This is a genomic window from Desulfovibrio sp. JC022 (assembly GCF_010470665.1).
Lineage (GTDB): Bacteria > Desulfobacterota > Desulfovibrionia > Desulfovibrionales > Desulfovibrionaceae > Maridesulfovibrio.
In genome coordinates this window covers 265625-290098 of the sequence record NZ_VOPZ01000003.1, presented here as the reverse complement: position 1 = coordinate 290098, position 24474 = coordinate 265625, and the positions used below count along the sequence as shown (strand labels likewise).

The following is a 24474-nucleotide window of genomic DNA, read 5'->3' as shown; positions in this document are numbered from 1 at the left end:
TGCCCCCTCAATAAAAAGACCTTTCCATTTACTAAACTATACACCATTTCAGAAGACAACGACAACAATCTACACCTAAAATCTCTATTTTTTCAGCCCCAAAGCAGCATACACGGCATTCATATCCACATTCTCACGGACCACGGCAGCAAGGCGGTCGAGACTCTCTTCCATATTAAAAACCGACTGCACCCGGCCCAGTTTGGGCAAGCCCTTGCGCTCTCGCAAAGAATCCACAAACCAACGCCGAAATTCGTCAGCATCAAAAATACCATGCAGATAAGTTCCCCAAATCAGCCCGGACTTGGAACCAAAGCCAAGTACCTTGGATATCGGAACGCCTCCGGTAATGCCCTGCGGAACAATGGCCGCCCGCACAGTGGGCAGCAGCGGCTCGGTCTTACCATGATGAATTTCATAGCCCACCACTTCCTGCTTACTCTGGGAATGTATCCCTCTGGTCCGGGTCAGGGTCTTCTCCGGGGCAAGGGTGGTCTGCACTGGAAGAAGTCCCAGCCCTTCGGCAGAACCGCCGGATTCAATCTCATCCGGGTCGCTGATAAACTGCCCAAGCATCTGGAACCCACCACAGATTCCAACGATTACTGTTTTATCGCGAAGCCCCTTCACAGCATCAGCCAGCCCGTTTTCACGCAAGTGGGCGAGGTCAGACAAAGTAGACTTACTACCCGGCAGAATAATGGCATCAGGCGAGCCGAGATCTTCGGGCCTGTCGACCACCCGCAGATTCACATCCGGTTCGCCCTTTAGGGAATCAAGGTCTGTAAAATTTGAAATGCGCGGCAGGTCAATACAGACTACGTCCACAGAATCTTTACGTTTACCCTCTGAGCCGGATTTCCTCAAATCTTCCTTAAAAGAAACAGAATCTTCATCCGGCAAATCAAGATTGCCGATAAAGGGAATGGTGCCCAGCACAGGCTTGCCGGTATGGCTGAGGGTGAAATCAAGGGCCGGGGTCAAAAGCGAGGCGTCCCCGCGAAATTTATTGAGCAGGAATCCGCAAACAAGCTCACGCTCTTTGGGTTCCAGCAAATCCATGGTCCCTGCAAGGGAGGCAAAAACCCCGCCCCGGTCAATATCCCCGGCAATAAGCACCTTGGCTTCGGCATAATCGGCCATGGCCATGTTTACGATGTCATGCTGCTTGAGATTGATCTCCGCAGGACTGCCCGCCCCCTCAATGACCATCACATCCACGTCCGCACTCAAAGAATCGTAGGCATCCTTGACCGCTTCAAAGGCCGTGGGTTTATACTGCACGTACTTTTGGACCTTCATATTGCCCACCGGCTTGCCCATAACAACCACCTGCGATCCAATATCGCTGCCCGGCTTGAGCAGGACCGGATTCATACGCACATCCGGGGAGAGCTTACAGGCCGCAGCCTGAGTAACCTGCGCCCTGCCCATTTCCAGCCCGTCATCAGTCACAAAAGAATTGAGCGACATATTCTGGGCCTTGAACGGAGCAACCTTGAAACCGTCCTGCAATAAAATACGGCAGAATGCCGCAGCAAGGATTGATTTTCCAGCATTGGAGCAGGTGCCCTGAATCATCAGGGCCGGGGTCTTTTTCACTTCAGGAGCGGAAACTTCCATACCGGAAAAGGAACGGAGTCCATCAAGAAGCACCCGGTTCTCTTCTTCAGTGCGCACGGCAATGCGGAAATAGGTGGAATCAAGCCCGTCAAAGTTATCGCAATGGCGCACCGCCACCCTGTTCTTGATAAGATGCTCGATCAGCCCGGAAGCATCCATGCCCACCCGCTGCACCTGACAGAGCATGAAATTGGCCTGCGAAGGCAAGGCCCGGATACCGGGGACTTCCAGAATTCCCCGAACCAGTTCCTCACGCAACCGGACAGTGGTTTCAATGGTTTTACGTTCGTATTCCTCATCACGCAGACAGCGCAGTCCCACCTTCTGGGCCAAAATATTTACCGACCAGCAGGGCAGCACATTCTTGATCTCCATAATGATCTCAGGCGAGCCAAAAGCCAGCCCCAGCCGCAAACCGGGGATAGCGTAAAATTTAGTCATGGAAACAACGGTTATCACGTTGGGAGGACGCTGTCCGGCCAGCCGCTCCAGCCCCGGCACAAAGTCGGCAAAGGACTCATCAATCACAAACCGGGAATCGGGATGCTTGCGGGCCAATGCCTTCAACTCCGCCGGATCAAAAGCAGTCCCGGTGGGGTTATTGGGCTGGGCCAGAAAAACCAGTGCCGGAGCAGCGGCTAGAAAAGATGAAAGAGTATCAAAATCCGGGGCGAATCCACGCTGCGGATCAAGAGGGATATGTTCAGTTTTAAGTCCGGCAAGTTTGCAGGAACGCTCGTAATCAACATAACAGGGAACCGGAATCACCGCCCGCTTGAATCCACCCACACGCGCAATGGCTGATATCAGTTCCGAAGCCCCGTTCCCGGCCACGCATTCTGTAGGCCAGACCGAAAATTTCTCACAAGCCGCCAGAGTAAGCTCCGAACATTCCGGGTCAGGGTAGCGGTCTACTTCCGCAAGGGCTTTAACCACCTCCTGCTGCAACCACGCCGGAGGACCCAACGGGTTTATATTGGCCGAAAAATCCACAATATCAGAGGAAGGGCATCCGGCCCGGTCAGCCAGCTGGCGAAGATTCCCGCCGTGGGCATATTTCCTTTTTTCAGTTTCTATATCAGCAAGCTGTTCTTTTAAGGACTGCTCATTAAAAGACTTCATACACTCTCTCCGTGGGATGAAGGAAATTTGTATCCAATGTATAACTTGAAATCGGACCGGGTTCAAATAGGACTTTTAATTTCACTCTGGCGCAACAAGCCAAAGCCGTATACCATCAGGAAAACACAAAATTTTGACCGAAATCAGGGGGCACACAATGAAGTATCAGGCTATCAATTTCAAGGATAAACTTTCGAAATTCCAAGAACATTGGTCTCCGCGCGTCATTGCGGAAATGAATGACTACCAGTTCAAGCTGGCTAAGCTCAAAGGGGAATTCGTATGGCACGACCACAAAGACACGGACGAGACCTTCATGGTAATTGAAGGGGAGCTGGATATCCTCTTCCGGGATGGAAAAGTTACCCTGAAAGCAGGTGAAATGTACGTAATCCCCAAAGGGGTAGAGCACAAGCCAGTTACGGCAGAAGAATGCAAGGTCATGCTCATTGAGCCGCGCGGTGTGGTCAATACCGGAGAAGCAGATGGCGGGGAATTTACTGCTGAAAATGATGTTTGGATTTAGGGGGCATAAAAATACTGGCTAAAGTTTAAACACCCCGGCCACATGGTTCAATAGCTGATTGCTGTCCGTTTTAAGCAATGATGGAGGAGCACAATCTCTTTGCATTACCTGCATCAATAATTGCGGGATCTCCGTCATACCCTGATACTCATAAACCCCGTCATGCCCTCCATAGCTTCTGGCAGCATGCTGGCTGGAAATGACAGGGATTCCGGCACGCAATAATTCGGGTATTTTGGTTAATGCCCCAGCACCGACATCCTGATGCAATACACAGACACTGCATTCAGTCAAAAGGGCTTCCATCCTGACGTCATCGACTCCCCCAACAACATTAACTGCTTTGGGTGCATTCTCCCGATCAAAAAAACGATCCACACCGTAACCAGCCAGCACAAGAGGTAGATTTCCTCCTGTAATTGTTGACCAGTTATTAACCAATTTTTCCATCCCAAATAATGTAGGAGGATTGTAAGCAGTCCCCATACAAAGGCAAAATTTTTTCTTTGACTTGCGACGGGCGATACGGATTTTTGCCAATTGAGCTTCGTTGTCTTCAGATGGAAAGTAAGGATAATTGTAACATTCCGCACCCATATTCCGGAGCAACCATGCATCTTCGCGGGCAATGGTCACACACAAAGCTGAGTTTGCCACAACATCCACTTCCTCTTGAAGCAAATCCCATTGTGCTTTGACTTGCAGAGAACGAGGCAAAAAGGATTCAATATTGTGTATGACTGAAACTACCGGGATCTTCCTTTCCGCAAGAACCTTTACTGTGAGTGGGAAAAAGACAGGATCATCTACAACTGCCCCCTTGATGTCAGCCAACCCCACAGCTTTAGAAAGAGCCTTATCCAAACCGAGTTGCGAAGCTATGTGCCCGTTAAAATCATAAAGAGAGTCAAAATCCTGATCAGCAGAAAACAATGCAGAAGTTAATTCAGTCGCCGGACTATGCGCATAGGAAGAAAGGTCGGCAAGCTCAACTCCGATATCTGCAAAAAGAGAGGCCATCTGCCTTGTTCGTCTGTTCCCACCGTGGCCACCGGAGATTGCAGCGAATCGCGTAATATATGGAAATTCAGGTAACACTATTTCCCCTCTGATTTAAGGCGCATAAAACCCGGTACACCCGCGACACAACTCAATTTCATCCTTACGCCCTTCCTTAAAAGCCCGGATCATTTCCAGCCGGGTGGGATGGGCGGCAAGTTCTTCGAGACTGTTTTCCAAAACAGAACCGAATACCCCACGTTCGTTGAGATCGTTACAGCAAACCGTAACCTTGCCTTCGGGCAGAATGACCAGATTTTTTTGCAATAAGAAACAAACTTCACCGACGCGCTTTTCGGCAATAACTTTATAGCCGCTGTCGTCAACGCCAAGATCAACACTGCCGTCCCAATTATGCGGGTTACGCACACTGACCTTATCTGCTAGTTGCAAAAGAGCTGTAAATTCCGGGTCCATCTTATCGTCCGGTAATCCTTCTGCCGGAATCATGCAAATTATCTCAGTCTTAACCGGTTCTTTGGCCCGGCTGTTGATCTCCATAAAGGTCTGCACATTGCGCCGGACCACATCCCATTTGGCTCCTTTGCGGATAGACTCAAATGCGGCAGGCGAACCACCGTCAATACTGAAGCGGACCTGGGTAACCGCACGGCTGCGGCAGATTTGTTCGGAAACCTTCGGGGTCAGCAACATACCGTTGGTCAGGAGGCCGATGATTACTGACGAAGGAATGGAAGGACGATGACGGCGGATGACAGAAAGCATTCCCGGCAGATCAGGATGAAGCAGGGTTTCCCCGCCATTATGCAGGTCGATGCGACGCAGATTTTTGAACGCCCCAGCTCCCAGCTCCCGCATTACTTTTTCAAGTACCTCGCGGGACATAATCTTGCGTTCCTTGGAATGATCAAGGGAACACCACTGGCAACGCAGGTTGCAGGAGGAGTTGAATTCCAGATTGAGCAGGGTAATTGAATCCGCATGTGACATAGCGGATAGAGTACGCCAACTTGCGGACCTTTCAAAGTTTTTTATTCGCCCTCTCAAAGACCCCCATTAAAAGATCCCTGCCAAGTTCAGTCTGAATACTTTATTAAAATCTGTTCAACATCCCCTATCTGTGTGGGTTTGGACAAATAGTCATTCATCCCCGCGGAAAGAAACTCATCTTTATCTCCCGACATGGCATATGCAGTGCAAGCGATAATTGGAATATCCTTTACTATCTCGCCGCCCTCTCCCGCGCGAATAAGAGAAGTAGCTTCAAGTCCGCCCATTCTCGGCATTTGAATATCCATAAAAATCAGATCAAACACTGTCTTCTCAGCACGGAGCATATCCATCAGTTCACACCCGTCACCTGCAACTGAGACACTACAACCGTATTGCTCCAGAAAATGCTTAAGCGTGAGCTGGTTAACCTTTTCGTCTTCAGCAACAAGAACCTTAAACTTCCTAATAAAAATGCTGTCCGGCACACAAGTGCTTTTATCAACTCTTAAAGGCTCGTCAACAACCTCAAATACCAAAGAAAAGTGAACAGTTGTGCCAACATTTACTTCGCTGAGGATTGAAAGATTTCCGCCCATTAACTCTGTAAGCTTCTTTACAATGGCAAGTCCTAGACCTGCCCCCTCATAATTACGGGTTCTACTTGCATCTACTTGGGTAAAAGAATTAAAAATTGACTCCAGCTTACTCTCTTCTATGCCAATTCCTGAATCAGAAACTGAAAACAAAATTTGATTCTTACCAGAATCTCTGCTTTTCAAAGGAGACACTTCCACTCTAATAGTCCCGGAATCTGTAAACTTCAGAGCGTTGCCAATCAAATTATTAAAAATTTGATGTAACCTGTTGCTGTCACCAAACAATTTTTCCGGTACATTCCCCGAAACATCAACTCGCAGATCAATATTTTTCTGAACAGCAACAGGCTTAAAAAGAGCATGGACGGAACTCAAAACATTAGACATATCAAACTCAGCATTAACAATTTGTAGATGCCCGGATTCAATCATCGTAATATCAAGCACATCACTTAGCAGCCGGGTAAGCCGCTTGCAGGACTCCATTGCAAAGACATACTGCTCTTCCTGCTTAGGACTCAATCCGCTCATATGCATAAGTTGAAGCATGCCCATTATCCCGTTAAGCGGAGTTCGCACTTCATGGGACATATTAGCAAGAAATTCCGATTTTGCAGTATTAGCAGTTTCAGCTTCAAACTTTGCTGCAATCAGCATCTCTTCTGTTTTTTTGCGCTCCAAAACCAATGCTACGTTTTTACAGAACAAAGACAATATTCCTATATCCTCTTCCGACCATTTTCGATGAGAAAAAACTGAATCAAAACCGATAAAACCCACAAGCTGATCATTCAAATACATCGGCTCTATAAGAACCGACCAGATATCCTGTGCCTGAAGAATTTCTTTATCAGGCAGATTTTCAGGCAAAGCAGATACATCCGGGATATAATACGGTTCATTTTTGCAAAGATTTCCCCAGAGCAGGGGAGCCAACTTCATCAAGTCTAAGTTCTGCAATTCATGAATTTGCGGCCTAATATTATCAGCACACCACTCATGCGTATTATCACAGACAGAAGAATTACCACGCATAAGAAAAATATAAGCCCGGCTCACTCCGGTGAAACAACAAATAACCTTCAGAGCCTCTGTAAGACCTTCATCAATCCGGCCCACAGATATGTTAAGAAAGTCAGATGCTACATTACTGACTAGATTTTCAAATACGATTCGTCTGGAAAGTGAATTTTCAGCATCTTTTCTTTTAGAAATATTCAGTGCAGTAAAAGAAACGCCTTTGGACCAATCTTCACGATCCAAAGGCTTTGAGCTCAGTATGACATGTATAATTTCCCCGTCTTTCCGCTTAAGACGGGTCTCAACGGTTCCTGCACCTTTTTCTTTTATCTGGGAATATTTATATTCACTTACGTAATTATAATCCTCATCGCTGGGATACACAAGCCGGGACGAACCACCGACCAATTCAGTTCTGGAGTACCCTGTCATTTCGCAAAAGAAATCATTCACTTCATGAAATACACGATCAACCACCATCCCGATACCTATAGGAGCGGCAGACAATACTATTTTCAGCTGGGCCTCTTTTGCATGCAGCAGCTCTTCTGTCTTTCTCTGCCTTCGTACAAACAACGTATACAAATAAAAAACAGCACCAGTAATTGAACCAAAAACAAATGGAACTACAAATGACTGCGGAAGCAAAGGCCAGCCCACTAAATATCTCTGAGCAACGGAAAGCAGACACAAGACAACAGCTCCACATATAGCTGAAAAGAAGAAGCGAAAGGCTGAATGCATACATCCTCCTCGTTGAATCATACCACCTATCAACTACATCTTTCAACTCGAACATTATTTCTTTTCTTTCCGGCACATCCTAAGTTAACCCCGCACAAAAAACTAAAGCCCCGGTACAAACGTACCGGGGCTTTCATGTATCCAGATTTCAACTGCTGTCGCTTAGTGCAGGATGTCACCGATGCGATCCCAGCGAACGGTCTTGGGACCGCCCCAAGACCAATAGATAATCCACGCCTTTCCTAAGATGTTCTCTCTGGGAACATTGCCCCAGAATCTGGAATCGTTGGATCCATCGCGGTTGTCGCCCATAACGAAATATTCGTTCTCGGGAATTACCCGGGGCGGCATGTTGTCGCGCAGCGTTGAAACGTGGGTGGTATCGGTGTACTGCACGTAAGGTTCATTAAGCTCCTTACCGTTTACGAAGACCATCTTGTTCTTGATCTCCACAGTATCACCGGGTACTCCGATAACCCTTTTTATGTAGTCCTTACTGGTGTCTCCGGGGTATTTAAAGACGATAATGTCCTGATACTCCGGGTCACCCATGGGCACGATAACCTTCCCGGTAAAGGGAACTTTCACGCCGTAGGAAAATTTACTTACCAGCAGATGATCTCCGATCTGGAGGGTCTGCAACATGGAACCGGACGGAATCTTGAAGGCCTGCACAATAAAGGTTCGAATGAAGAGAGCCAGTATGAGTGCGATAAAAAGAGCTTCAATATATTCCTTCACAGTGCTCTGCCATCTGGGATTCATAATCTAATATCCTTATAGTTTCCTGCGCTTAACGCAGGGCGAGTCGTTGTCTTGAAGCGCAAAAGCACCTTCGAACCGGGCGATTAATCCTCACCCGCTTTCAATACAGCCATGAACGCTTCCTGCGGAATCTCAACATTACCCATCTTCTTCATGCGCTTCTTACCTTCCTTCTGCTTTTCCAGAAGTTTGCGCTTACGGGTAATATCCCCGCCGTAACACTTGGCGGTAACGTTTTTCCTGAACGGAGCCACTCGTTCCTTAGCAATGATCTTGCGACCGATTGCGGCCTGAATAACAATTTCAAACATCTGGCGCGGGATGGCCCTTTTCAGCTTGAGTGCAAGTGAACGCCCGAAAGGATATGCTGAATCCTTATGTACAATGGCTGAAAAAGCATCCACCGGATCAGTATTGATCAGGATATCGAGCTTAACCAGATTCGATTCGCGGTAATCGATAATTTCATAATCAAGAGAAGCATAACCCTTGGTGTGCGATTTCAGCTTGTCAAAGAAGTCGTACATAATTTCCGCAAAGGGAACTTCATAAGTAATGATAACCCTTGAAGATGTCAGGTAACGCATATCCTGCTGGATTCCGCGTTTCTCCTCACAAAGCTTGAGAACCGCGCCAACATACTCGTTAGGCACGTGAATTTCAAGACGGCAAAAAGGTTCAGCCAGTGATTCGAGATCACCGCCGTCGGGCATCTTGCTGGGGTTGTCGATTTCAAGGACATCGCCGTTATTCAGCCTAGCCTGATAAACAACAGAAGGCGCGGTGGCGATGAGCTTGGCCTGAAATTCACGCTCCAGCCTTTCCTGAATAATTTCCATATGCAGCAATCCGAGAAAACCGCAGCGAAAACCGAAACCGAGAGCAGTGGATGTTTCCGGCTCATATGAAAAAGCAGTATCATTGAGCTGCAATTTTTCCAGAGCACCCTTAAGGGGTTCGTACTCCGCAGGTTCCACAGGGTACAACCCGCAGAAAACCATGGGTTTCACTTCCTGAAAACCGGGGAATGGATCTACCACCGGATTTTCAGCCAAAGTAACGGTATCACCCACGGGAGCGTCATTAAGTTCCTTCATGCTGGCACACAGGAAACCAACCTCACCGGCAGCAAGGGATTTCGCCTTCTGCGGTTCAGGGGTGTAAACACCGAGAGTGGTGACATCAAAAGTACGTCCAGTTGAATGGATCTGAATTTTGTCGCCTTTTTTGATGGTACCATCCAGAATCCTGAACAGAACCACAACGCCCTGATAGGAATCGTACCAGGAGTCGAAAATCAGAGCCTTGAGCGGTGCATCAGGATCGCCTTCCGGCGGCGGCAGGTCCTTAACGATGGATTCCAGTACGTCCTCCACGTTCAACCCGGTCTTGGCACTGATCATGAGCGGTTCGGAGCAATCCAGCCCGATAACTTCCTCAATCTCCTGTGCCACCCGTTCACAATCAGTACTGGGCAGATCAACTTTATTAAGCACGGGCACGATTTCAAGATCGTGATCCAATGCCAGAAATACGTTGGCAAGAGTCTGCGCTTCCACACCCTGAGTGGAGTCAACCACCAGCAGTGCACCTTCGGACGCAGCAAGGCTACGGGAAACTTCATAGCTGAAGTCCACGTGTCCGGGCGTATCGATCAGGTTAAGGATATACTCCTCGCCGTCCTTGGCTTTGTATGGAATGCGAACAGTCTGGGCTTTAATAGTAATGCCGCGTTCCTGCTCAAGTTCCATTTTATCAAGGTACTGATCCTTTTTCTCACGTTCGGAAACCATCCCGGTAATCTCAAGGATGCGGTCCGCAAGAGTGGACTTGCCATGGTCGATATGCGCGATGATGCTGAAATTTCTTATTTTATCTAAATTTGCCATATGTGAAAATGTCGGCGGCCTCCAAGGGTCGTCGGCCTATGGTTATATTCTTAGTATTTCCCCGCTTCCATTCGAAGCAAGGGTAAAGGGATTTCTTATTACGGTATTTGTGAGCCGCTGTCTAATATGTAATTGCCGTCCCGGCAAGCATTAACTAGGCAACCCTGAGCCGAAACCAATATTTAAGAAAGGGATATATTACATACAAAAAGAAATGTTGCGATATTTTTACAAAACCAATTGATTGACCCATCAATTTATATTAAAGAAGAAATCAGACATCATTGAAATTCTTACTGCTGCTGCACAGTATTCTGGGACAAGGTGTTAATGATTCCTTTGGGTTGAGAAGGGGAAAAAGAGCACCGACAAGACAGAAAAACTTAAATTTCTGTTATGATCAGAATGCTAACTTGAATCAGACTTTGCCGAGAGCGCTGCCCGGAAGCGTATGACTAAGAGCACCGGACTGTCGGGAATAGGCATTAAGAGCCCTGGTCCTCATGTAACCGGTACTCCCGGGATTAAAACTGGCGGAATCCTCGGAAAGAGCCGTCTGGGTAAGAGCAAGCTGCTGATACACATTCTGCACATGCTGCTCTTCGCTCTGGGTACGGGGATAGGTTTTTGATCGGAACTCGCGCGATGCCTTCCGGGCCTCGTCCGGTTCAAATTCGAGGTCCTTTGCAGTGAAGTTAACACCGAGCTTACCTATACTGAAGCCGAATTTACGCGTGACAACGCGCGCCTTCACCTTTTCCACTTCAGCCGCAGTGTCTCTGGACCACTTTTTCGCATTATCAGCATATTGGCTGATGCCCTGCGCTGCTACTCTCACTACTCACTCCACCAGAAAAAACCGTTTCCGCGTACACAAAAAAAGGCCGACTGCCTGCAAGGGCAATCCGCCGTATCTGCGAGATATTCGCAATCATCCATGAAGGATACGCGGTATTTCCGGCTTCCGTCCGTGGAAGCTGATGAAAATAAACTTCTGCTAAGTTGTATTAAGATATAATACGTCGAGGTAGAATTGGCAAGAGGGCGAGCGATTTATTCAAACTGGCGATAAGGCTTTACCCGGCAGACAAAGGGAAAAATTTAAAGGACTGAAAAAGCAGAGCGAGGGAAGCGTACATTTCAGTTTTTTCACAGAAAGGGAAAAGCCAAGGCCTTATAATCAGTCTGAAACTTGCAATCCGGTGGGGAAAAACATAACTTCCCCTGAAACTTAAGCAGTGTAGGAGATTATGAGCAACAAAATTCTGACTAAAAAAGCACTTATCCCAGGCCAGACATCCATGCTGGTCATTGACTGTCCTCAAATTGCCAAAAAGGCTAAACCGGGAAATTTTGTAATTCTACGCATCCATGAAAAAGGTGAACGCATTCCCCTCACCATTGCTGACACTGACAAAGAAGCAGGCACCATCACCATCGTCTACCTCGTAGTAGGTAAAAGTTCAGCCCTGCTTGAAACATTGAATGAAGGGGACACCATCCTTGATGTCTGCGGTCCTCTGGGTAAAGCCACCCACATTGAAAAATCCGGCACTGTCATCTGTGTGGGCGGCGGTACAGGTATCGCAGCCATGCACCACATTGCCAAAGGCCACCATCTTGCCGGCAACCATGTTGTCGCCATTGTGGGTGCACGCAGTGAAAACATGCTCCTTTTCTGCACCGAACTGGGCTATTTCTGCCCCGAACTGCTCATCGCCACCGATGACGGCAGTACCGGGCACAAAGGATTTGTCACCGATCTCCTGCGTGAACGCCTTGAACAGGACAAGGACGTTTCCGAAGTAGTAGCTATCGGGCCCGTGCCCATGATGGAAGCGGTAGCCAAGGTAACAAAACCTTTCGGCGTTAAAACCACAGTAAGCCTGAACTCCATCATGGTTGACGGCGTGGGCATGTGCGGTGCCTGCCGTTGCAGCGTTGGCGGAGAAACCAAATTCGCCTGCGTGGACGGCCCGGAATTCGACGGTCATGAAGTCGATTTCAATGAACTGAAAATGCGCCTCACCCAATATAAGGAAGAGGAAGACCTTTCAATGCAAATGTTCAGGAGTTGTAGCTGCCATGGTGAATAAACAGAATTTTACCCCCACACGTACCCCCATGCCGGAACAACCGGCTGACGTCCGCAACAAGAACTTCAAAGAAGTAGCCCTCGGCTATTCAAAAGAAGAAGCCATGGCCGAAGCTGCGCGCTGTCTACAGTGCAAAAAGCCGTTCTGTCAGAAAGGCTGTCCTGTTGAAATCGACATCAAGGGCTTCATCAAACATTTAGCTGACGGCGACATTCCTTCCGCTTACCGGGTCATCAAGGAGACCAACGCCCTGCCCGCTGTCTGTGGACGTGTCTGTCCGCAGGAATCCCAGTGCGAAGGGGCCTGCATTCTCGGCAAGAAGTACGAGCCGGTAGCCATCGGCCGTCTGGAAAGATTTGTTGCCGACACCTTTGACAGTGATTCCGCCTGTGAAATGATAACCGGGCACACAGCATGCTCCCTGCCCAACGACCAATTCAAGGTGGCCTGCATCGGGTCCGGGCCTTCCAGCCTGACTGTAGCCGGTTATCTTGCCGCGCGCGGCGTTCCCGTAACAGTCTACGAAGCCCTGCACGAAGTGGGCGGCGTACTCATTTACGGTATCCCTGAATTTCGTCTGCCCAAGGACATCGTTGCCCGTGAAGTGGGCGCGCTCTGGTCCAAAGGCGTTACTTTCATGCCCAACTATGTGGGCGGCAAAACCATCACCGTGCAGGATCTGTTTGATGACGGTTTTGATGCCGTATTCATCGGCGTCGGTGCAGGTCTGCCGTGGTTCCTGAATATTCCCGGCGAAAACCTCGTCGGCGTATATTCTTCCAACGAATACCTGACCCGCATCAACCTCGGCCGGGCCTACGAATTCCCGAAATACGACACTCCCGCACCCAAAGCCAAGAACGTGGCTGTGATCGGCGGCGGTAACGTAGCCATGGATGCTGCCCGCACCGCCCTGCGTCTCGGTGCTGAGAATGTTTACATCACTTATCGCCGTACTCAGGAAGAGATGCCTGCTCGCCTTGAAGAGTTGCATCATGCCATTGAGGAAGGTGTACAGCTTGAGCTGCTCACCTCGCCCATTGCCATCAACGGCGACGAGAATTCCCATGTTAAGTCCATGACCCTGCAAGTAATGGAGCTTGGCGAGCCTGATGATTCCGGTCGCCGCCGTCCCGTTGCAGTGGAAGGCAAGACCAAAGAGCTTGAGGTGGATATGGTTATTCTCGCAGTGGGAACCGGAGCCAACCCGGTACTGCTCGAAGCCACCCCCGGACTTGATCTTAACAAATGGGGCTACATCGTAACTGATGCGGAGAACGGAGAAACTTCCATCCCGAACGTCTACGCAGGCGGTGATATCGCAGGTGGTTCCGCAACTGTAATCTCAGCCATGGGCGCAGGTCGCCGCGCGGCTAAGACTATTGCGGATAAATTGGGAGTTTAATTGCCTCCGGCGGCCCTACCGGGAGTCCCTCCGGGGGCTTAAACCCTTTTAGTAGGTTAGTTTCGTACTAGCGTCATTAAAAGTGCCTAAAAAAGACAATAAGACGAAGTAGTATTCACGCTGCTTCGTCTTTTTTTATACAAAAAATTTAACATTCCCCCTAGCTGGAAGGGGTTTGCCCTGTTTTAATTTTCTTATAAACGAAGAAAATAGGAATGGTTCAGGAGAGATTGCGCTTCGCTTTATGCTTCTGCTGTAAATAATGTTTTCTACGGGAAGGGGTTCTACAATGAAGACAGATTATACGGAAAATTTTCTTACTGACAGAATCAACAAGCTCAAAGATGAGTACCTTAAGGTAAAGCCGAGCATTTCAATTGTCCGCGCGCAGGCTTTTACAGAAATAAGCAAAGCACACCCCGACCTGCCTAATAACATCCGCCGGGCCATGGGTTTCAAGCGCGCCTGCGAAATCGCGCCCATGTACATTCAGGAAGGCGAACTCATTGTCGGTCACCCTTGTGGCAAACCGCGTACCGGTTCTTTCTCCCCTGACACAGATTGGAAGTTGATTCATGATGAACTGGACTCCATCGGCAGCCGTCCGCAGGACCCTTACCTGATCAGCGACGAAGACAAGAAAATCCTGCGCGATGAAATCTTTCCTTTCTGGGAAGGCAAATCCCTTGCCGAAGCCTGTGAAGCAGAGTTTCGTAAGGAGGGGATCTGGGAATTCGGTGCCGAATCCTGCGTCAGCGACCTGACCTACCACATTTCCAGCGGTGGCGGTGACACCAGCCCCGGTTACGACATCATCCTCTTTGAAAAAGGTATCAGCGGAGTTAAGGCCGAAGCGGAAGCACACCTTGCCGGACTTAAAAAAGATGCTGACCCAAGTGCTGAGTCAGATCAGGATAAAATAAATTTCTACAAGGCTGCCATCATTACCTGTGAAGGTATTCTGCTCTACGCGGAGCGTGTTGCCGCTTATGCAAAAGAACTGGCGGCAAAAGAAGATAATCCGGTCCGCAAGGTGGAACTGGAACTCATCGCTGAGATTAACGAACGCGTTCCGGCTAATCCTCCCAAAACTTTTCATGAAGCCTTGCAGGCTGTCTGGACCATCCAATCCCTGTTCCTGCTGGAAGAAAACCAGTGCAGCACTTCCCTTGGACGCTTCGACCAGTATGTGCTGCCCTGCTATGAAGCCAGCATCAAATCCGGCGAAATCGACCAGCAGCAGGCTTTTGAACTGATGAACTGCTTCATCCTCAAATGCTCTGAAATGATCTGGTACACCCCGGAAGCAACCGCCAAATATTTTGCCGGATACATGCCCTTCATTAATATGTGCGTGGGCGGTGTCAAACGCGAAGGCGGAGACGGAACCAACGACCTGACCTTCCTGATCATGGACGCTGTGGCTAAGGTAAGTGTTTACCAGCCTTCACTGGCCTGCCGAATCCACAACCAGTCCCCGCAGAAATATCTGCAAAAAATAGTAGAAGTGGTCAAATCCGGCAACGGCATGCCCGCCTGTCACTTTGACGATGCCCACATCAAAATGATGATCCGCAAGGGTTTTGATTTCGAAGATGCCCGCGACTACAGCCTTATGGGTTGTGTTGAGCCCCAGAAATCAGGCCGCATCCACCAGTGGACCGCCGGGGGATTCACCCAGTGGCCCATCGCCATTGAGTTCGTCTTCAACCGCGGCATACTCAAATCATACGGCGAAAATGCACAGGGACTCGATACCGGAGACCTTGAGCAGTTCACCAGCTATGAAGAATTCGACGCAGCAGTCAAAAAGCAGCTCGACCATATCATGGATATCACTGCGCAAGGCTCGCTCATCAACCAGAAACTGGTCCGCGACATGGTTCCCACCCCTTACATGTCCCTCTTTGTTGACGGTTGCATGCAAAGCGGCAAGGACGTAACCGCCGGAGGAGCCTGCCTTTACGAAGGACCGGGCACTATCTTTGCCGGACTGAACACCTATGCCGACTCCATGGCTGCCATCAAAAAACTGGTATTTGATGAACAGAAATACACCCTCGCCCAGCTCAAACAGGCCCTTGATGCCAACTGGGAAGGATTTGAAGAGCTGCGCAATGATTGTCTCGGCGCGCCCAAATTCGGAAACGATGATGATTACGCCGACCTCATAACCTCCGACATCATCGACTATACCGAAAAGACCATTAACGGACACAAATCACTTTACGCCCGCATGATTCACGGCACTCTCTCCCAGTCATTCAACACCCCGCTGGGTGAGATGATCGGGGCCACCCCTGACGGACGCATGAACGGATCTCCCCTCTCCGACGGCATGAGTCCCACACAGGGAGCCGACACCAAAGGCCCCACCGCTGTGATCAAATCCGTGGGCAAACTCAATGTGGAATCCATGAGCCTTGGAATGGCCCACAACTTCAAGCTCATGCAAGGTTCCCTCGACTCACCGGAAGGTGAAAACGGGCTTATCGCCCTGCTGCGCACTGCCTCCGTGCTCGGCAACGGCCAAATGCAATTCAACTACGTTGACAACCAAACCCTGCTTAAAGCCCAGCAGAACCCTGATGATTACCGCGGCCTCATTGTTCGCGTGGCCGGATACTGCGCTTTCTTTGTAGAACTCTGCAAGGAAGTACAGGATGAAATCATCAGCAGAACCATGCTTGATTAGTATTTAACCTCCTCTGTTCAAGCAAAAAGTAAAGCCCCCGGTTTGTGGTAAAACCGGGGGCTTCTTGTTCTCGTCAATCCAAGGAAGGACGAACTTAAGGGGGGAAGATGTAGTTCTGTAAAATTATGCTGCCGGGGCAGTGGTGTGCTTCCCGGTCATGATCTCAAGGATGACCTTATCGGTCTGAGCCATCCCCACGGACCCAAGCTGTCCCACGTTACGGATACAGGCTTCGATATCATCATCAAGAATTCCATCTTTACCGGGGATGGAGATTCCTTTCATTGCCAGCAGTGCGGAATTGATGGCTGCTTCCACTGCGGATGAAACCTTCAGAGCGCAGGAAGTTTTTGCGCCGTCGCAGATCATTCCGGCAATATCGCCGAGGGTGTTCTTAATGGCGCTTTCAACCTCTTCCAGTCCGCCGCCGAGAATAAGAACAATACCGCAGCCGGAAGCAGTCGCGGCAAGGCTGGCCCCGCAAAGAGCGGAAAGCTTACCAAGATGGCTCTTCATGTGTACTGCGGAAAGGTGGCTCAGTATCAGAGCTCGCACAAGCTGTTCTTCACTGGCATTGCGACGTCTGGCAAAGGCCAGCACAGGCAGAGTCGCGGTCAGCCCCTGGTTGCCGCTGCCGGAGTTGCTCATTACCGGCATCTGGATACCTTCCATACGCGCATCGGAAGCTGCGGCGGTCATCTTGATGGCGTATGAAACTATATCATCGGAACGGATGCCGTCTTCAATATCCTTGGCAATGGATTTACCCACTTTCAGCCCCCAGTCATCAGTAAGGCCTTCAGTTGCAACCTTCTCATTAAGCTCTACAGCTTCAAGAATAAAACGCAGATCTTCCAGCGGAGCCTCGGTGGCGTATTCGAAAATTTCTTTCATGGTCATAGAACAGCCGGACTCTTCCTTGTCCTCGCTCATAAGCGGTGCGGAAAAAACTTCTTCACCGTTCTTTTCCACCAGCACAATAGCTGCATGAGCACGAGCGATTACGCAGCGGGCTGAATCAGCACCTGATTCAACAACAGCTTCCACGTAAAGCAATTCTTCAGTGTCGGCCAACTCTACATGTAAACGACCATCAGCCAGCAACTTCTTACCCGCTGCCAGTTGCTCGGCATCAAGGTCACGCAGAACTTCCAGCGCGAGTTCGGATTTACCACCGGTAACGCCTACAGCTGCAGCGATGTCCAGCCCGGTCATTCCGGTACCGGGAACGCCTACGCCCATACCGTTTTTGAGCAGGTTGCCGCTCACTTTAACAACTACTTTTTCGGCTTCTTTACCAAGAGTCTCAGCCGCCCTGGCAGCAGCAAGGGCAATGGCGATAGGCTCTGTGCAGCCGAGAGCGGGAACAACTTCACGTTTCAAAATTTCTGCGTATTCAGACCATTTTTTATTTGTCATGATGATATGCCTCCGGCGGCCCCTTCGGGGGGGACCAGAGAAACTTTTTGAAAAAAGTTTCTCTGGACTCTTCAAAAACTTTTATTAGGGCTTCGCCAAGTTGGGTGGTCGATTGTGCGAGGAACTAGTTCGACCTTACGTGGGAAAACGGATTTCTTTTTTTTGTTTTCATTTTCGCCTCCAGCGGCAAAAGCCTACTGAAAAGTTTTGGGATTCTTAAACCCTTTTACCAAAAGGGTTTAAGGCTCCCGGCAGGGCCGCCGGAGGCGAAATTATTTCATTAAGAAGTGCGGGCTTTGTCGAGTTCACCGTTGCGATTGAAGATACCTTCCATCATGAGAGCAAGGGCACCGTCACCGGTTACGTTACAGGCAGTACCGAAGCTGTCCTGAAGGGCGAAGACTGCCAGCAGCAGTGCAACACCTGCGGGGTCGAAACCGAGTACGCCGACAACGATACCGAGGGAAGCCATAACGGTTCCGCCGGGAACGCCGGGTGCGCCGATGGCGAAGATGCCGAAGAGCAGGATAAACATGGTCATTGTGCCCACGGAAGGCAGGGTACCGTAGAGCATCATGGAGATGGTCATGGCGAAAAAGGTTTCAGTGAGCACGGAACCGCAAAGGTGGATGGTCGCGCCAAGGGGAACCATGAACTCAACAGTGTCCTTGCCGAGAGCCTTGGACTTACCTGCACATTCAAGAGAAACAGGCAGAGTTGCGGCACTGGACATGGTACCTACCGCTGTGAGGTATGCGGGCGGATAATGCTTGAAAACTTCAAGGGGGTTACGTTTGGAAATGATGCCTGCAAGGGTGTACAGGAAAGTGAGCCAGATGAAATGACCTACGAGGACAATCACAATAACTTCAAGAAATACCGGAAGCTGCTTGGTGAGGCTTCCTTCGTAAGCAAGTCCGGCAAAAGTGGCTGCGATAAAGAAGGGCAGAATAGGAATAATGATCCGGGTAACTACCTGCATCATAATGTTCTCAAATTCGCCGAGCATATTTTCAAAAGTCTTGGCTTTGACCCAGATAGTGGCAAGACCAAGCACGATAGCGGTCACCAGCGCGGTCATAACAGACATAATCGGCGGGATGGACAGCTGAAAAACAACTTCGGGAAGCTCGCGAAGACCTTCAACCTGAGTGGCAATTGAAAGATGAGGGATGAGTACATACCCAGCGACAGCAGCCATAGTAGCAGCACCGGCAGCGGAAAGGTAAGCAAGGGAAACACCCACACCCAGCATTTTAGATGCGTTCTGGCCCAGTCTGGTAATTGCCGGGGCGATAAAAGCAAGAATGACAAGAGGAACAGTATAAAAAATAAACTGACCCATTACATATTTAGCAGTAACCACAACTTCCATTACCGCATGATTTGCAAAAAGACCGATTCCCACACCGGCTGCAATACCGAAAAGCAATTTAATGATCAGCCCAAACTCTTTGAATTTTGATTCCTTAGACATTTTTCCACTCCTTTGTAAGGGCCGTAAACGACCCTTAGAATTAACCCGGCAGCACCACGAGCCGAATTTAATTATTTAGCCGCAACAGCCTCAATCTCCACCAAAGCACCAAGGGGAAGATTTGCCACTTCAAAGCAGCTGCGTGCGGGAAACGGTTCAGAGAAATAAGTCGCGTAAACTTCGTTGATAGCAGCGAAGTCTTCGATGTTCTGGATCAGCACGGTGGTCTTGACCACGTCATCCATGGTGGCTCCGGCTGCTTCAAGAACGTACTTCAGGTTATCGAGGGCCTGCTTGGCCTGAGCAGCAGGACCTTCAGGCATTTTTCCGGTTTCAGCATTGATGGGCAGCTGACCGGAGGTGAAAACCAGATTTCCGGTTTCAATTGCGTGAGAGTAGCAGCCTACTGCTGCGGGGGCTTTCTCACTTACAACAACTTTCTTCATCACTATCTCCTGTATGGATATTTCCTTTGAGTTCAAAAACAACCTTCACGTTGCTATGAATCCACGTATAGCGATAAGAAAATCACACGTCAATAAATTTTTATCCAAACAAGAAAATTTTATTATTAAAAAAAGAGAAATTCGAAACACAAAAAATAAACACATTCAATTTCGCAAAAAAGAAGTACGCACTTACTTTTCCTACAAAACAAAAAAACCGGACCGAATCTAAAAAGACTCGGCCCGGTTTAAAAATTCTTTCCAGTAATAATTATTTATCGTTAATCTTCTGCAAATAACGGTAGACTGTAGCCTCAGAGACCACCAGATGCTTTGCTACGTCCTTAATAGCCCCTTTAAGCATGAACACACCCCGCTCATTGAGGGTTGAGACCACATCCTGTTTTTCATCAGAAGTCATGCGTTCCGGCAGAATATTAGTATCTGAAATAACGCGCACAATAAGGGATTCTGTCAGGTCTTCCATGGACTTAGGGAAGGTTTCACTATGCTCTTCACCAGCAGGGGCGGAGGAATGGTCCTCTTTCTTGACAGAACGCTCGAACCCGGCACTATGAATCACTTTGTTAATCATGTCGCGGGCGGCCAGCATATCGGAGGTATCCATGTTCAGGCAAAGCATCCCCAACAAGTCACCACCGGACCCTTTAATAAAATATGTTGCGGAATGGAGAATATGACCGTTTCGCCCTTCAGTGGTGTAGCCCATCATCCAATCTTGCTGGCGGTAAACTTCATCCACCAGAAACTTCAAGGCCAGATCAGTCAAGGGCGCACCCACACCACGCCCGGAAATATGTCCGTTGGCAATGGCAAGTACCGATTTTTCCTTGCTGGTGGTATCGTGCAGGACAACTTCACAATTATCACCCAGAAATGTTCCCAGAAATTCCACAAAAGGAACATAATGATCAATCTCACAGGATATAGACTTAACAATAGCTGGCAAAATTCTCTCCCTCATAATAATTTTTTATCAGCTCCAGAATTTTTTGTACTCTTGATAAAAAATTTGTCAATCATCCAATTCAATAAATTCATTTGCGTTAAATTTCACATAAATCTAGTGCTGTATTTTTACCCGAACCCATTGTATGATTACTCACTCCACCAACACCAACACCAACACCATACCCAACATGTCCATTGATAAATTCGATTTTGATTCAACGCTGTTGACCATAAATTTTGCGACCCGGCTTCTGGCCATGGAAGTAGACCCCGACATCCTTGTGGACCGGGTTCTGGAAGCTTTTTGCGATCTTGGTAATTGTCAGGACGCGACCCTGATGATGTACGATGAATACGACCAGCTCAAAGGGGTTGCCGCTTCCCATAAGCAGCACAGATTCATAATTGATGAACAGATTCCGCTGACCAAAGCCATGATTGAAGCAGCCCAATCCCTGAAGCCGGTAGTGCGTCCGGTTTGCGACGATTCAATCTACCCCCTGCCTTCAGAATACTGCGACACAGACAAAACCTGCCTGTGCATACCGCTGGTCGGTTCCCGTGACCGTATCCGGGGATTCGTGACTCTTTACCGGGGCAAGGATCAGCAGTGGGATATTTCTGAACTTTTCCAGTTGGGCATAGTTTCAACAGTAGCGGCGATTTCCATTGAAAATTCAAGGCTCTTCCGCCAGACCATTGAAGACAGCCTGACCGGGCTGTACATGCGCCGTTACCTGTTCATCAGGGTGCGTGAAGAAATTCAGCGCTTTAAACGCAGAGGCGGCCCACTTTCGGTCATCATGCTTGATGTGGATGATTTCAAAGCCGTAAACGACAGCTACGGCCACGCCACCGGAGACATGGTCCTGCGCGCTGTAGGTCAGATATTGCACGACAACAGCCGCCAAGGCGTGGATATTCCCTGCCGTTACGGAGGGGAAGAATTCGTAATCCTCATGCCCGGTTCGGAAAAAAAAGAAGCAGTTATTGTAGCCGAAAGAATCAGGTCAGCCTGCGAAAATGCCACCATTTCCGTTCCCGAAGGCAAGGTAAAGATAACCGCCAGTTGCGGTATTGCTTCCATAGAGGAATGTCAGGAACCATCAGCGGATGCATTGCTGAACATTGCCGACAAACGGATGTATTGCGCCAAGGAATCCGGACGCAACCAAGTGGTCAGCAAATAAACGGCTGAAAGTTTAACGCTGCCAGCTCATCACAAATTCAACATGTCCGGTGTGCTCATCTGCGCGTTCTTCAGACACCTTGAATCCCTGTTTTTTGTAAAATGCCACAGAAGATAAATTTTCTTTGTAAACGCAAAGGTTGAGACTTTCATATTCTTCTTTTGCATGGTGCAGCAGACGTGATCCAAGGCCATTTCCCTGCTTATCGGCAGAAACAAACAAAGCCGCAACGGTTTCACCCATAAGACTCATAAAGCCCGCAATATCGCCATCTTGCTCAATCACCCATGTTTCAGAGGCGGGTAGATATTCATTGCGCATGGCATCGAGATTTGCTTCCCAGAATTCACGGGAAATAAAATCGTGAGCATTAATGGACACTTCAAGCCACAGACTACCTAAAAAATCATACTCTTCGGGCAGAACCTTTCTAATCACGTTAATTCCCTAAATTAAAGAACTTATGCGCATTCTCTGAGCAGGCTTTCCACAACTCGTTCACATCCATTTCCTTCAGCTCAGCAACTTTAGCGGCAGTGAAAACCACAAACGCGGGTTCATTACGCTTGCCGCGCCACGGTTCGGGGGTCAGGAACGGGCAGTCAGTTTCCAGCACCAGACGGTCCAGCGGGATAGACTTAACCGCTTCCTGCGCAATTTCATTCTTTTTATAGGTAACCGGACCGGGTACGGAAATATACCAGCCGTGGTCAACGATACGCTTTGCGGTCTCAGCATCTCCGCCGAAACAATGCCAGAGCAGCGGTTTGCCGGACCAGCCGAAATCTTCCAGCACTTCAATGGTCCGCTCATGGGCATCACGGCTGTGGATTACCACCGGGAGATCCAGTTCATCTGCCAGTTTAAGCTGTTTGCGGAACACATCTTCCTGCACATCATACGGCACACGGTCCCAATAAAAATCAAGGCCGATCTCACCAACCGCCTTCAAACGCGGCTCAGTCTTGAAAGCATCGCGCATGGCTTCAATGTCATCTTCCACAAATTTACCGGAATCATTGGGATGCACGCCGAGCAAGAAGAACACTTCCGGGTAATCCGCAAAAAGTTTCTTGTTCTCATGGTAGGCCTGCGGTCCCAGAAAGACGTTTCCGATTTTACCGACTCCGCTCTCTTTGGCCCTTGTCAGCACTTCAGGCAGGTCTTCACGGAACTCTTCCAGATCCAAATGGGCATGGGTCTCCACGCCCGGAATATTTATACCCACGCTCTGGGGCAATGCTCTGTTTTTCTTAGCCATTTTATAGATAGGATGCGCTATCGCGCTTTTGATGAAAAGGCCTTCGGCGACCCTGCCGGGGGCCTTAAACCTTTTATTAGATGGGTCTAAAAATATTTTTAAAACTTTTCCCAAATCTCCAGAACAGTCTTTTCCTGCTCTTCCACTGTATATGAACGGATGGTCTGTTGCCCTGCTTCTAAGGCACTGTCAAGGACGGAACCGCCCTCACGCCAGAGGGTGATGGCTTTTTCAAGATTGAAGGCCGCATCAAGCACGTCCGCATCGGCGGACCAGAAACCGTTGCCGGACCACGAAACATCACGCAGGGGCCACCATGGTTTGAAGGTGGCACCTTCAATCTGACGCATGTAATCCCAGCCGCCGAAACCGGAAAATCCCACTGGGATACAGCCAGACGCAAGAGATTCAAGAGGCGGCAGCGGGCAACCTTCGGGGAAACCGGAAACAAGAAAAATATGGCAGGAACGCAAAGTTTCGGCCACGCCCTTGGCATCCATCCCGGCAATCTCCACCCAGCGGACCTCGGCTCCGGCATTGCGCGACTCAAAAATAGATTTAATCTGACTCACGAGAGCTTTGTTCTTGCGCGGCATATACGCAATTTTGAGTTTTCCTCCGGGCTTCTTCTCAGGAGGATAAAAAAGCTCTGTATCAATGCCCGGCCTCAGGATCGGGGAAACCTTGCCCACGGTCTGCTGCATGAACCATTCAACAGGATGTGAAACCGCAAGAAACGAAACAGGCAAATTAGCCCAGGACACTCCTTCCGGCAGGGAAGAAAACAGATAAGCCCAATTCTGACAGTAAACCAAACACCTAGCCTTAGCATTCAGCCCCGGGGCAAGACTATTCACCCAGCCTTCAGGCACCAGCCAGAGATCATCCGGGGTCAGCTGCACATCATCCCAGTGAATCGGATCAGGATATCCTTCCGCAAGTTGCGGCATCCAGCTGCCCTTTTCACGCATGACAAGCTGCACATCCTTACCGTGACGGGCGAGAATGGAAGCTATCTGACAAAAAACCGTAATCCCCCCGGTGGGCTTACGAACAGGAGGTATAAATATATATGTTTTCATAATTTTGTTTCCTTGGGCGGAACATACAACTGTTCCAAACAAACAACAACTCTCCCAAACAAAGCGGCGAAGCCTTAATAAAAGTTTTTGAAGAGTCCAGAGAAACTTTTTTCAAAAAGTTTCTCTGGTCCCG

Annotated in this window: 19 protein-coding genes; 5 read left to right on the top strand and 14 right to left on the bottom strand. The window is 49.0% G+C overall.

The features are described 5' to 3' along the window. Positions 1-84: 84 nt before the first annotated feature. Positions 85-2745 carry a cobyric acid synthase gene (locus FMS18_RS06475; RefSeq protein WP_163292929.1) on the bottom strand — a complete coding sequence of 887 codons (2661 nt, stop codon included), beginning with the start codon at positions 2743-2745 and terminating at the stop codon, positions 85-87. A gap of 157 nt (positions 2746-2902) precedes the next feature. Here FMS18_RS06475 and FMS18_RS06470 point away from each other — a divergent pair, with 157 nt between their 5' ends. After that, positions 2903-3271 (top strand): cupin domain-containing protein, encoded by a 369-nt coding sequence (locus tag FMS18_RS06470; RefSeq protein WP_163292928.1) that lies wholly within the window; start codon positions 2903-2905, stop codon positions 3269-3271. Positions 3272-3289: 18 nt separating this feature from the next. On the opposite strand, the gene FMS18_RS06465 is transcribed toward FMS18_RS06470, so the two are convergent. The 6 genes from FMS18_RS06465 to FMS18_RS06440 form a co-directional block, all read right to left on the bottom strand. Next, positions 3290-4369, bottom strand: coding sequence for a hypothetical protein (locus FMS18_RS06465; protein ID WP_163292927.1), 1080 nt, complete (start codon positions 4367-4369; stop codon positions 3290-3292). Positions 4370-4384: 15 nt separating this feature from the next. After that, on the bottom strand, positions 4385-5281 hold the full coding sequence (locus tag FMS18_RS06460) for a radical SAM/SPASM domain-containing protein (RefSeq protein ID WP_163292926.1): 897 nt from the start codon (positions 5279-5281) through the stop codon (positions 4385-4387). A gap of 86 nt (positions 5282-5367) precedes the next feature. Continuing rightward, a complete protein-coding gene (locus FMS18_RS06455; RefSeq protein ID WP_163292925.1) occupies positions 5368-7644 on the bottom strand; it encodes an ATP-binding protein in 2277 nt (758 codons plus the stop codon). Between the two features lie 162 nt (positions 7645-7806). Beyond that, positions 7807-8409: a signal peptidase I gene (gene lepB / locus FMS18_RS06450; protein WP_136675885.1), complete on the bottom strand. Its 603-nt coding sequence runs from the start codon at positions 8407-8409 to the stop codon at positions 7807-7809. 83 nt (positions 8410-8492) lie between these two features. After that, positions 8493-10298, bottom strand: coding sequence for a translation elongation factor 4 (gene lepA, locus FMS18_RS06445; protein ID WP_163292924.1), 1806 nt, complete (start codon positions 10296-10298; stop codon positions 8493-8495). A 418-nt stretch (positions 10299-10716) separates the two neighbouring features. Next, positions 10717-11136 carry a hypothetical protein gene (locus FMS18_RS06440; RefSeq protein WP_163292923.1) on the bottom strand — a complete coding sequence of 140 codons (420 nt, stop codon included), beginning with the start codon at positions 11134-11136 and terminating at the stop codon, positions 10717-10719. 412 nt (positions 11137-11548) lie between these two features. Here FMS18_RS06440 and FMS18_RS06435 point away from each other — a divergent pair, with 412 nt between their 5' ends. From FMS18_RS06435 to cutC, 3 genes are all read left to right on the top strand, one after another. Further along, positions 11549-12394 (top strand): sulfide/dihydroorotate dehydrogenase-like FAD/NAD-binding protein, encoded by an 846-nt coding sequence (locus FMS18_RS06435; protein ID WP_163292922.1) that lies wholly within the window; start codon positions 11549-11551, stop codon positions 12392-12394. Continuing rightward, positions 12384-13799: an NADPH-dependent glutamate synthase gene (gene gltA / locus FMS18_RS06430; protein WP_163292921.1), complete on the top strand. Its 1416-nt coding sequence runs from the start codon at positions 12384-12386 to the stop codon at positions 13797-13799. The genes FMS18_RS06435 and gltA overlap by 11 nt, the downstream gene beginning before the upstream one ends. Positions 13800-14088: 289 nt before the next feature. Further along, a complete protein-coding gene (cutC, locus tag FMS18_RS06425; protein ID WP_239060963.1) occupies positions 14089-16494 on the top strand; it encodes a choline trimethylamine-lyase in 2406 nt (801 codons plus the stop codon). A gap of 123 nt (positions 16495-16617) precedes the next feature. On the opposite strand, the gene FMS18_RS06420 is transcribed toward cutC, so the two are convergent. The 4 genes from FMS18_RS06420 to FMS18_RS06405 form a co-directional block, all read right to left on the bottom strand. Continuing rightward, the gene (locus tag FMS18_RS06420; RefSeq protein ID WP_163292919.1) at positions 16618-17913 is read right to left on the bottom strand and encodes a serine dehydratase subunit alpha family protein; all 1296 of its coding nucleotides are present in this window, start codon (positions 17911-17913) and stop codon (positions 16618-16620) included. Positions 17914-18193: 280 nt separating this feature from the next. Then, positions 18194-19390, bottom strand: coding sequence for a dicarboxylate/amino acid:cation symporter (locus FMS18_RS06415; RefSeq protein ID WP_163292918.1), 1197 nt, complete (start codon positions 19388-19390; stop codon positions 18194-18196). 71 nt (positions 19391-19461) lie between these two features. Next, a complete protein-coding gene (locus FMS18_RS06410) occupies positions 19462-19836 on the bottom strand; it encodes a RidA family protein (protein WP_163292917.1) in 375 nt (124 codons plus the stop codon). A 271-nt stretch (positions 19837-20107) separates the two neighbouring features. Next, entirely contained in the window at positions 20108-20806 is a 699-nt protein-coding gene (locus FMS18_RS06405; RefSeq protein WP_239060962.1) for a transcriptional regulator, read from the bottom strand. Positions 20807-20951: 145 nt separating this feature from the next. Between FMS18_RS06405 and FMS18_RS06400 the strand changes: the two genes are divergently transcribed. Further along, positions 20952-21998: a sensor domain-containing diguanylate cyclase gene (locus FMS18_RS06400; RefSeq protein ID WP_239060961.1), complete on the top strand. Its 1047-nt coding sequence runs from the start codon at positions 20952-20954 to the stop codon at positions 21996-21998. A gap of 12 nt (positions 21999-22010) precedes the next feature. On the opposite strand, the gene FMS18_RS06395 is transcribed toward FMS18_RS06400, so the two are convergent. The 3 genes from FMS18_RS06395 to FMS18_RS06385 form a co-directional block, all read right to left on the bottom strand. Further along, complete coding sequence (locus FMS18_RS06395; protein ID WP_163292915.1) at positions 22011-22436, bottom strand: N-acetyltransferase; 426 nt, start codon at positions 22434-22436, stop codon at positions 22011-22013. 1 nt (position 22437) lies between these two features. Then, complete coding sequence (locus tag FMS18_RS06390) at positions 22438-23259, bottom strand: TatD family hydrolase (protein ID WP_163292914.1); 822 nt, start codon at positions 23257-23259, stop codon at positions 22438-22440. A gap of 98 nt (positions 23260-23357) precedes the next feature. Further along, entirely contained in the window at positions 23358-24341 is a 984-nt protein-coding gene (locus FMS18_RS06385) for a glycosyltransferase family 1 protein (protein ID WP_163292913.1), read from the bottom strand. Between the last annotated feature and the right edge of the window lie 133 nt (positions 24342-24474).

What these genes read in the sequence shown, in the direction of transcription:
- FMS18_RS06385 (WP_163292913.1), bottom strand. Translation starts at nt 24,341, where the DNA reads ATGAAAACATATATATTTATACCTCCTGTTCGTAAGCCCACCGGGGGG.
- FMS18_RS06400 (WP_239060961.1), top strand. Translation starts at nt 20,952, where the DNA reads ATGATTACTCACTCCACCAACACCAACACCAACACCATACCCAACATG.
- FMS18_RS06470 (WP_163292928.1), top strand. Translation starts at nt 2,903, where the DNA reads ATGAAGTATCAGGCTATCAATTTCAAGGATAAACTTTCGAAATTCCAA.
- FMS18_RS06410 (WP_163292917.1), bottom strand. Translation starts at nt 19,836, where the DNA reads ATGAAGAAAGTTGTTGTAAGTGAGAAAGCCCCCGCAGCAGTAGGCTGC.
- lepB (WP_136675885.1), bottom strand. Translation starts at nt 8,409, where the DNA reads ATGAATCCCAGATGGCAGAGCACTGTGAAGGAATATATTGAAGCTCTT.
- FMS18_RS06455 (WP_163292925.1), bottom strand. Translation starts at nt 7,644, where the DNA reads ATGCATTCAGCCTTTCGCTTCTTCTTTTCAGCTATATGTGGAGCTGTT.
- gltA (WP_163292921.1), top strand. Translation starts at nt 12,384, where the DNA reads ATGGTGAATAAACAGAATTTTACCCCCACACGTACCCCCATGCCGGAA.
- FMS18_RS06420 (WP_163292919.1), bottom strand. Translation starts at nt 17,913, where the DNA reads ATGACAAATAAAAAATGGTCTGAATACGCAGAAATTTTGAAACGTGAA.
- FMS18_RS06415 (WP_163292918.1), bottom strand. Translation starts at nt 19,390, where the DNA reads ATGTCTAAGGAATCAAAATTCAAAGAGTTTGGGCTGATCATTAAATTG.
- FMS18_RS06390 (WP_163292914.1), bottom strand. Translation starts at nt 23,259, where the DNA reads ATGGCTAAGAAAAACAGAGCATTGCCCCAGAGCGTGGGTATAAATATT.
- FMS18_RS06460 (WP_163292926.1), bottom strand. Translation starts at nt 5,281, where the DNA reads ATGTCACATGCGGATTCAATTACCCTGCTCAATCTGGAATTCAACTCC.
- lepA (WP_163292924.1), bottom strand. Translation starts at nt 10,298, where the DNA reads ATGGCAAATTTAGATAAAATAAGAAATTTCAGCATCATCGCGCATATC.
- FMS18_RS06475 (WP_163292929.1), bottom strand. Translation starts at nt 2,745, where the DNA reads ATGAAGTCTTTTAATGAGCAGTCCTTAAAAGAACAGCTTGCTGATATA.
- cutC (WP_239060963.1), top strand. Translation starts at nt 14,089, where the DNA reads ATGAAGACAGATTATACGGAAAATTTTCTTACTGACAGAATCAACAAG.
- FMS18_RS06435 (WP_163292922.1), top strand. Translation starts at nt 11,549, where the DNA reads ATGAGCAACAAAATTCTGACTAAAAAAGCACTTATCCCAGGCCAGACA.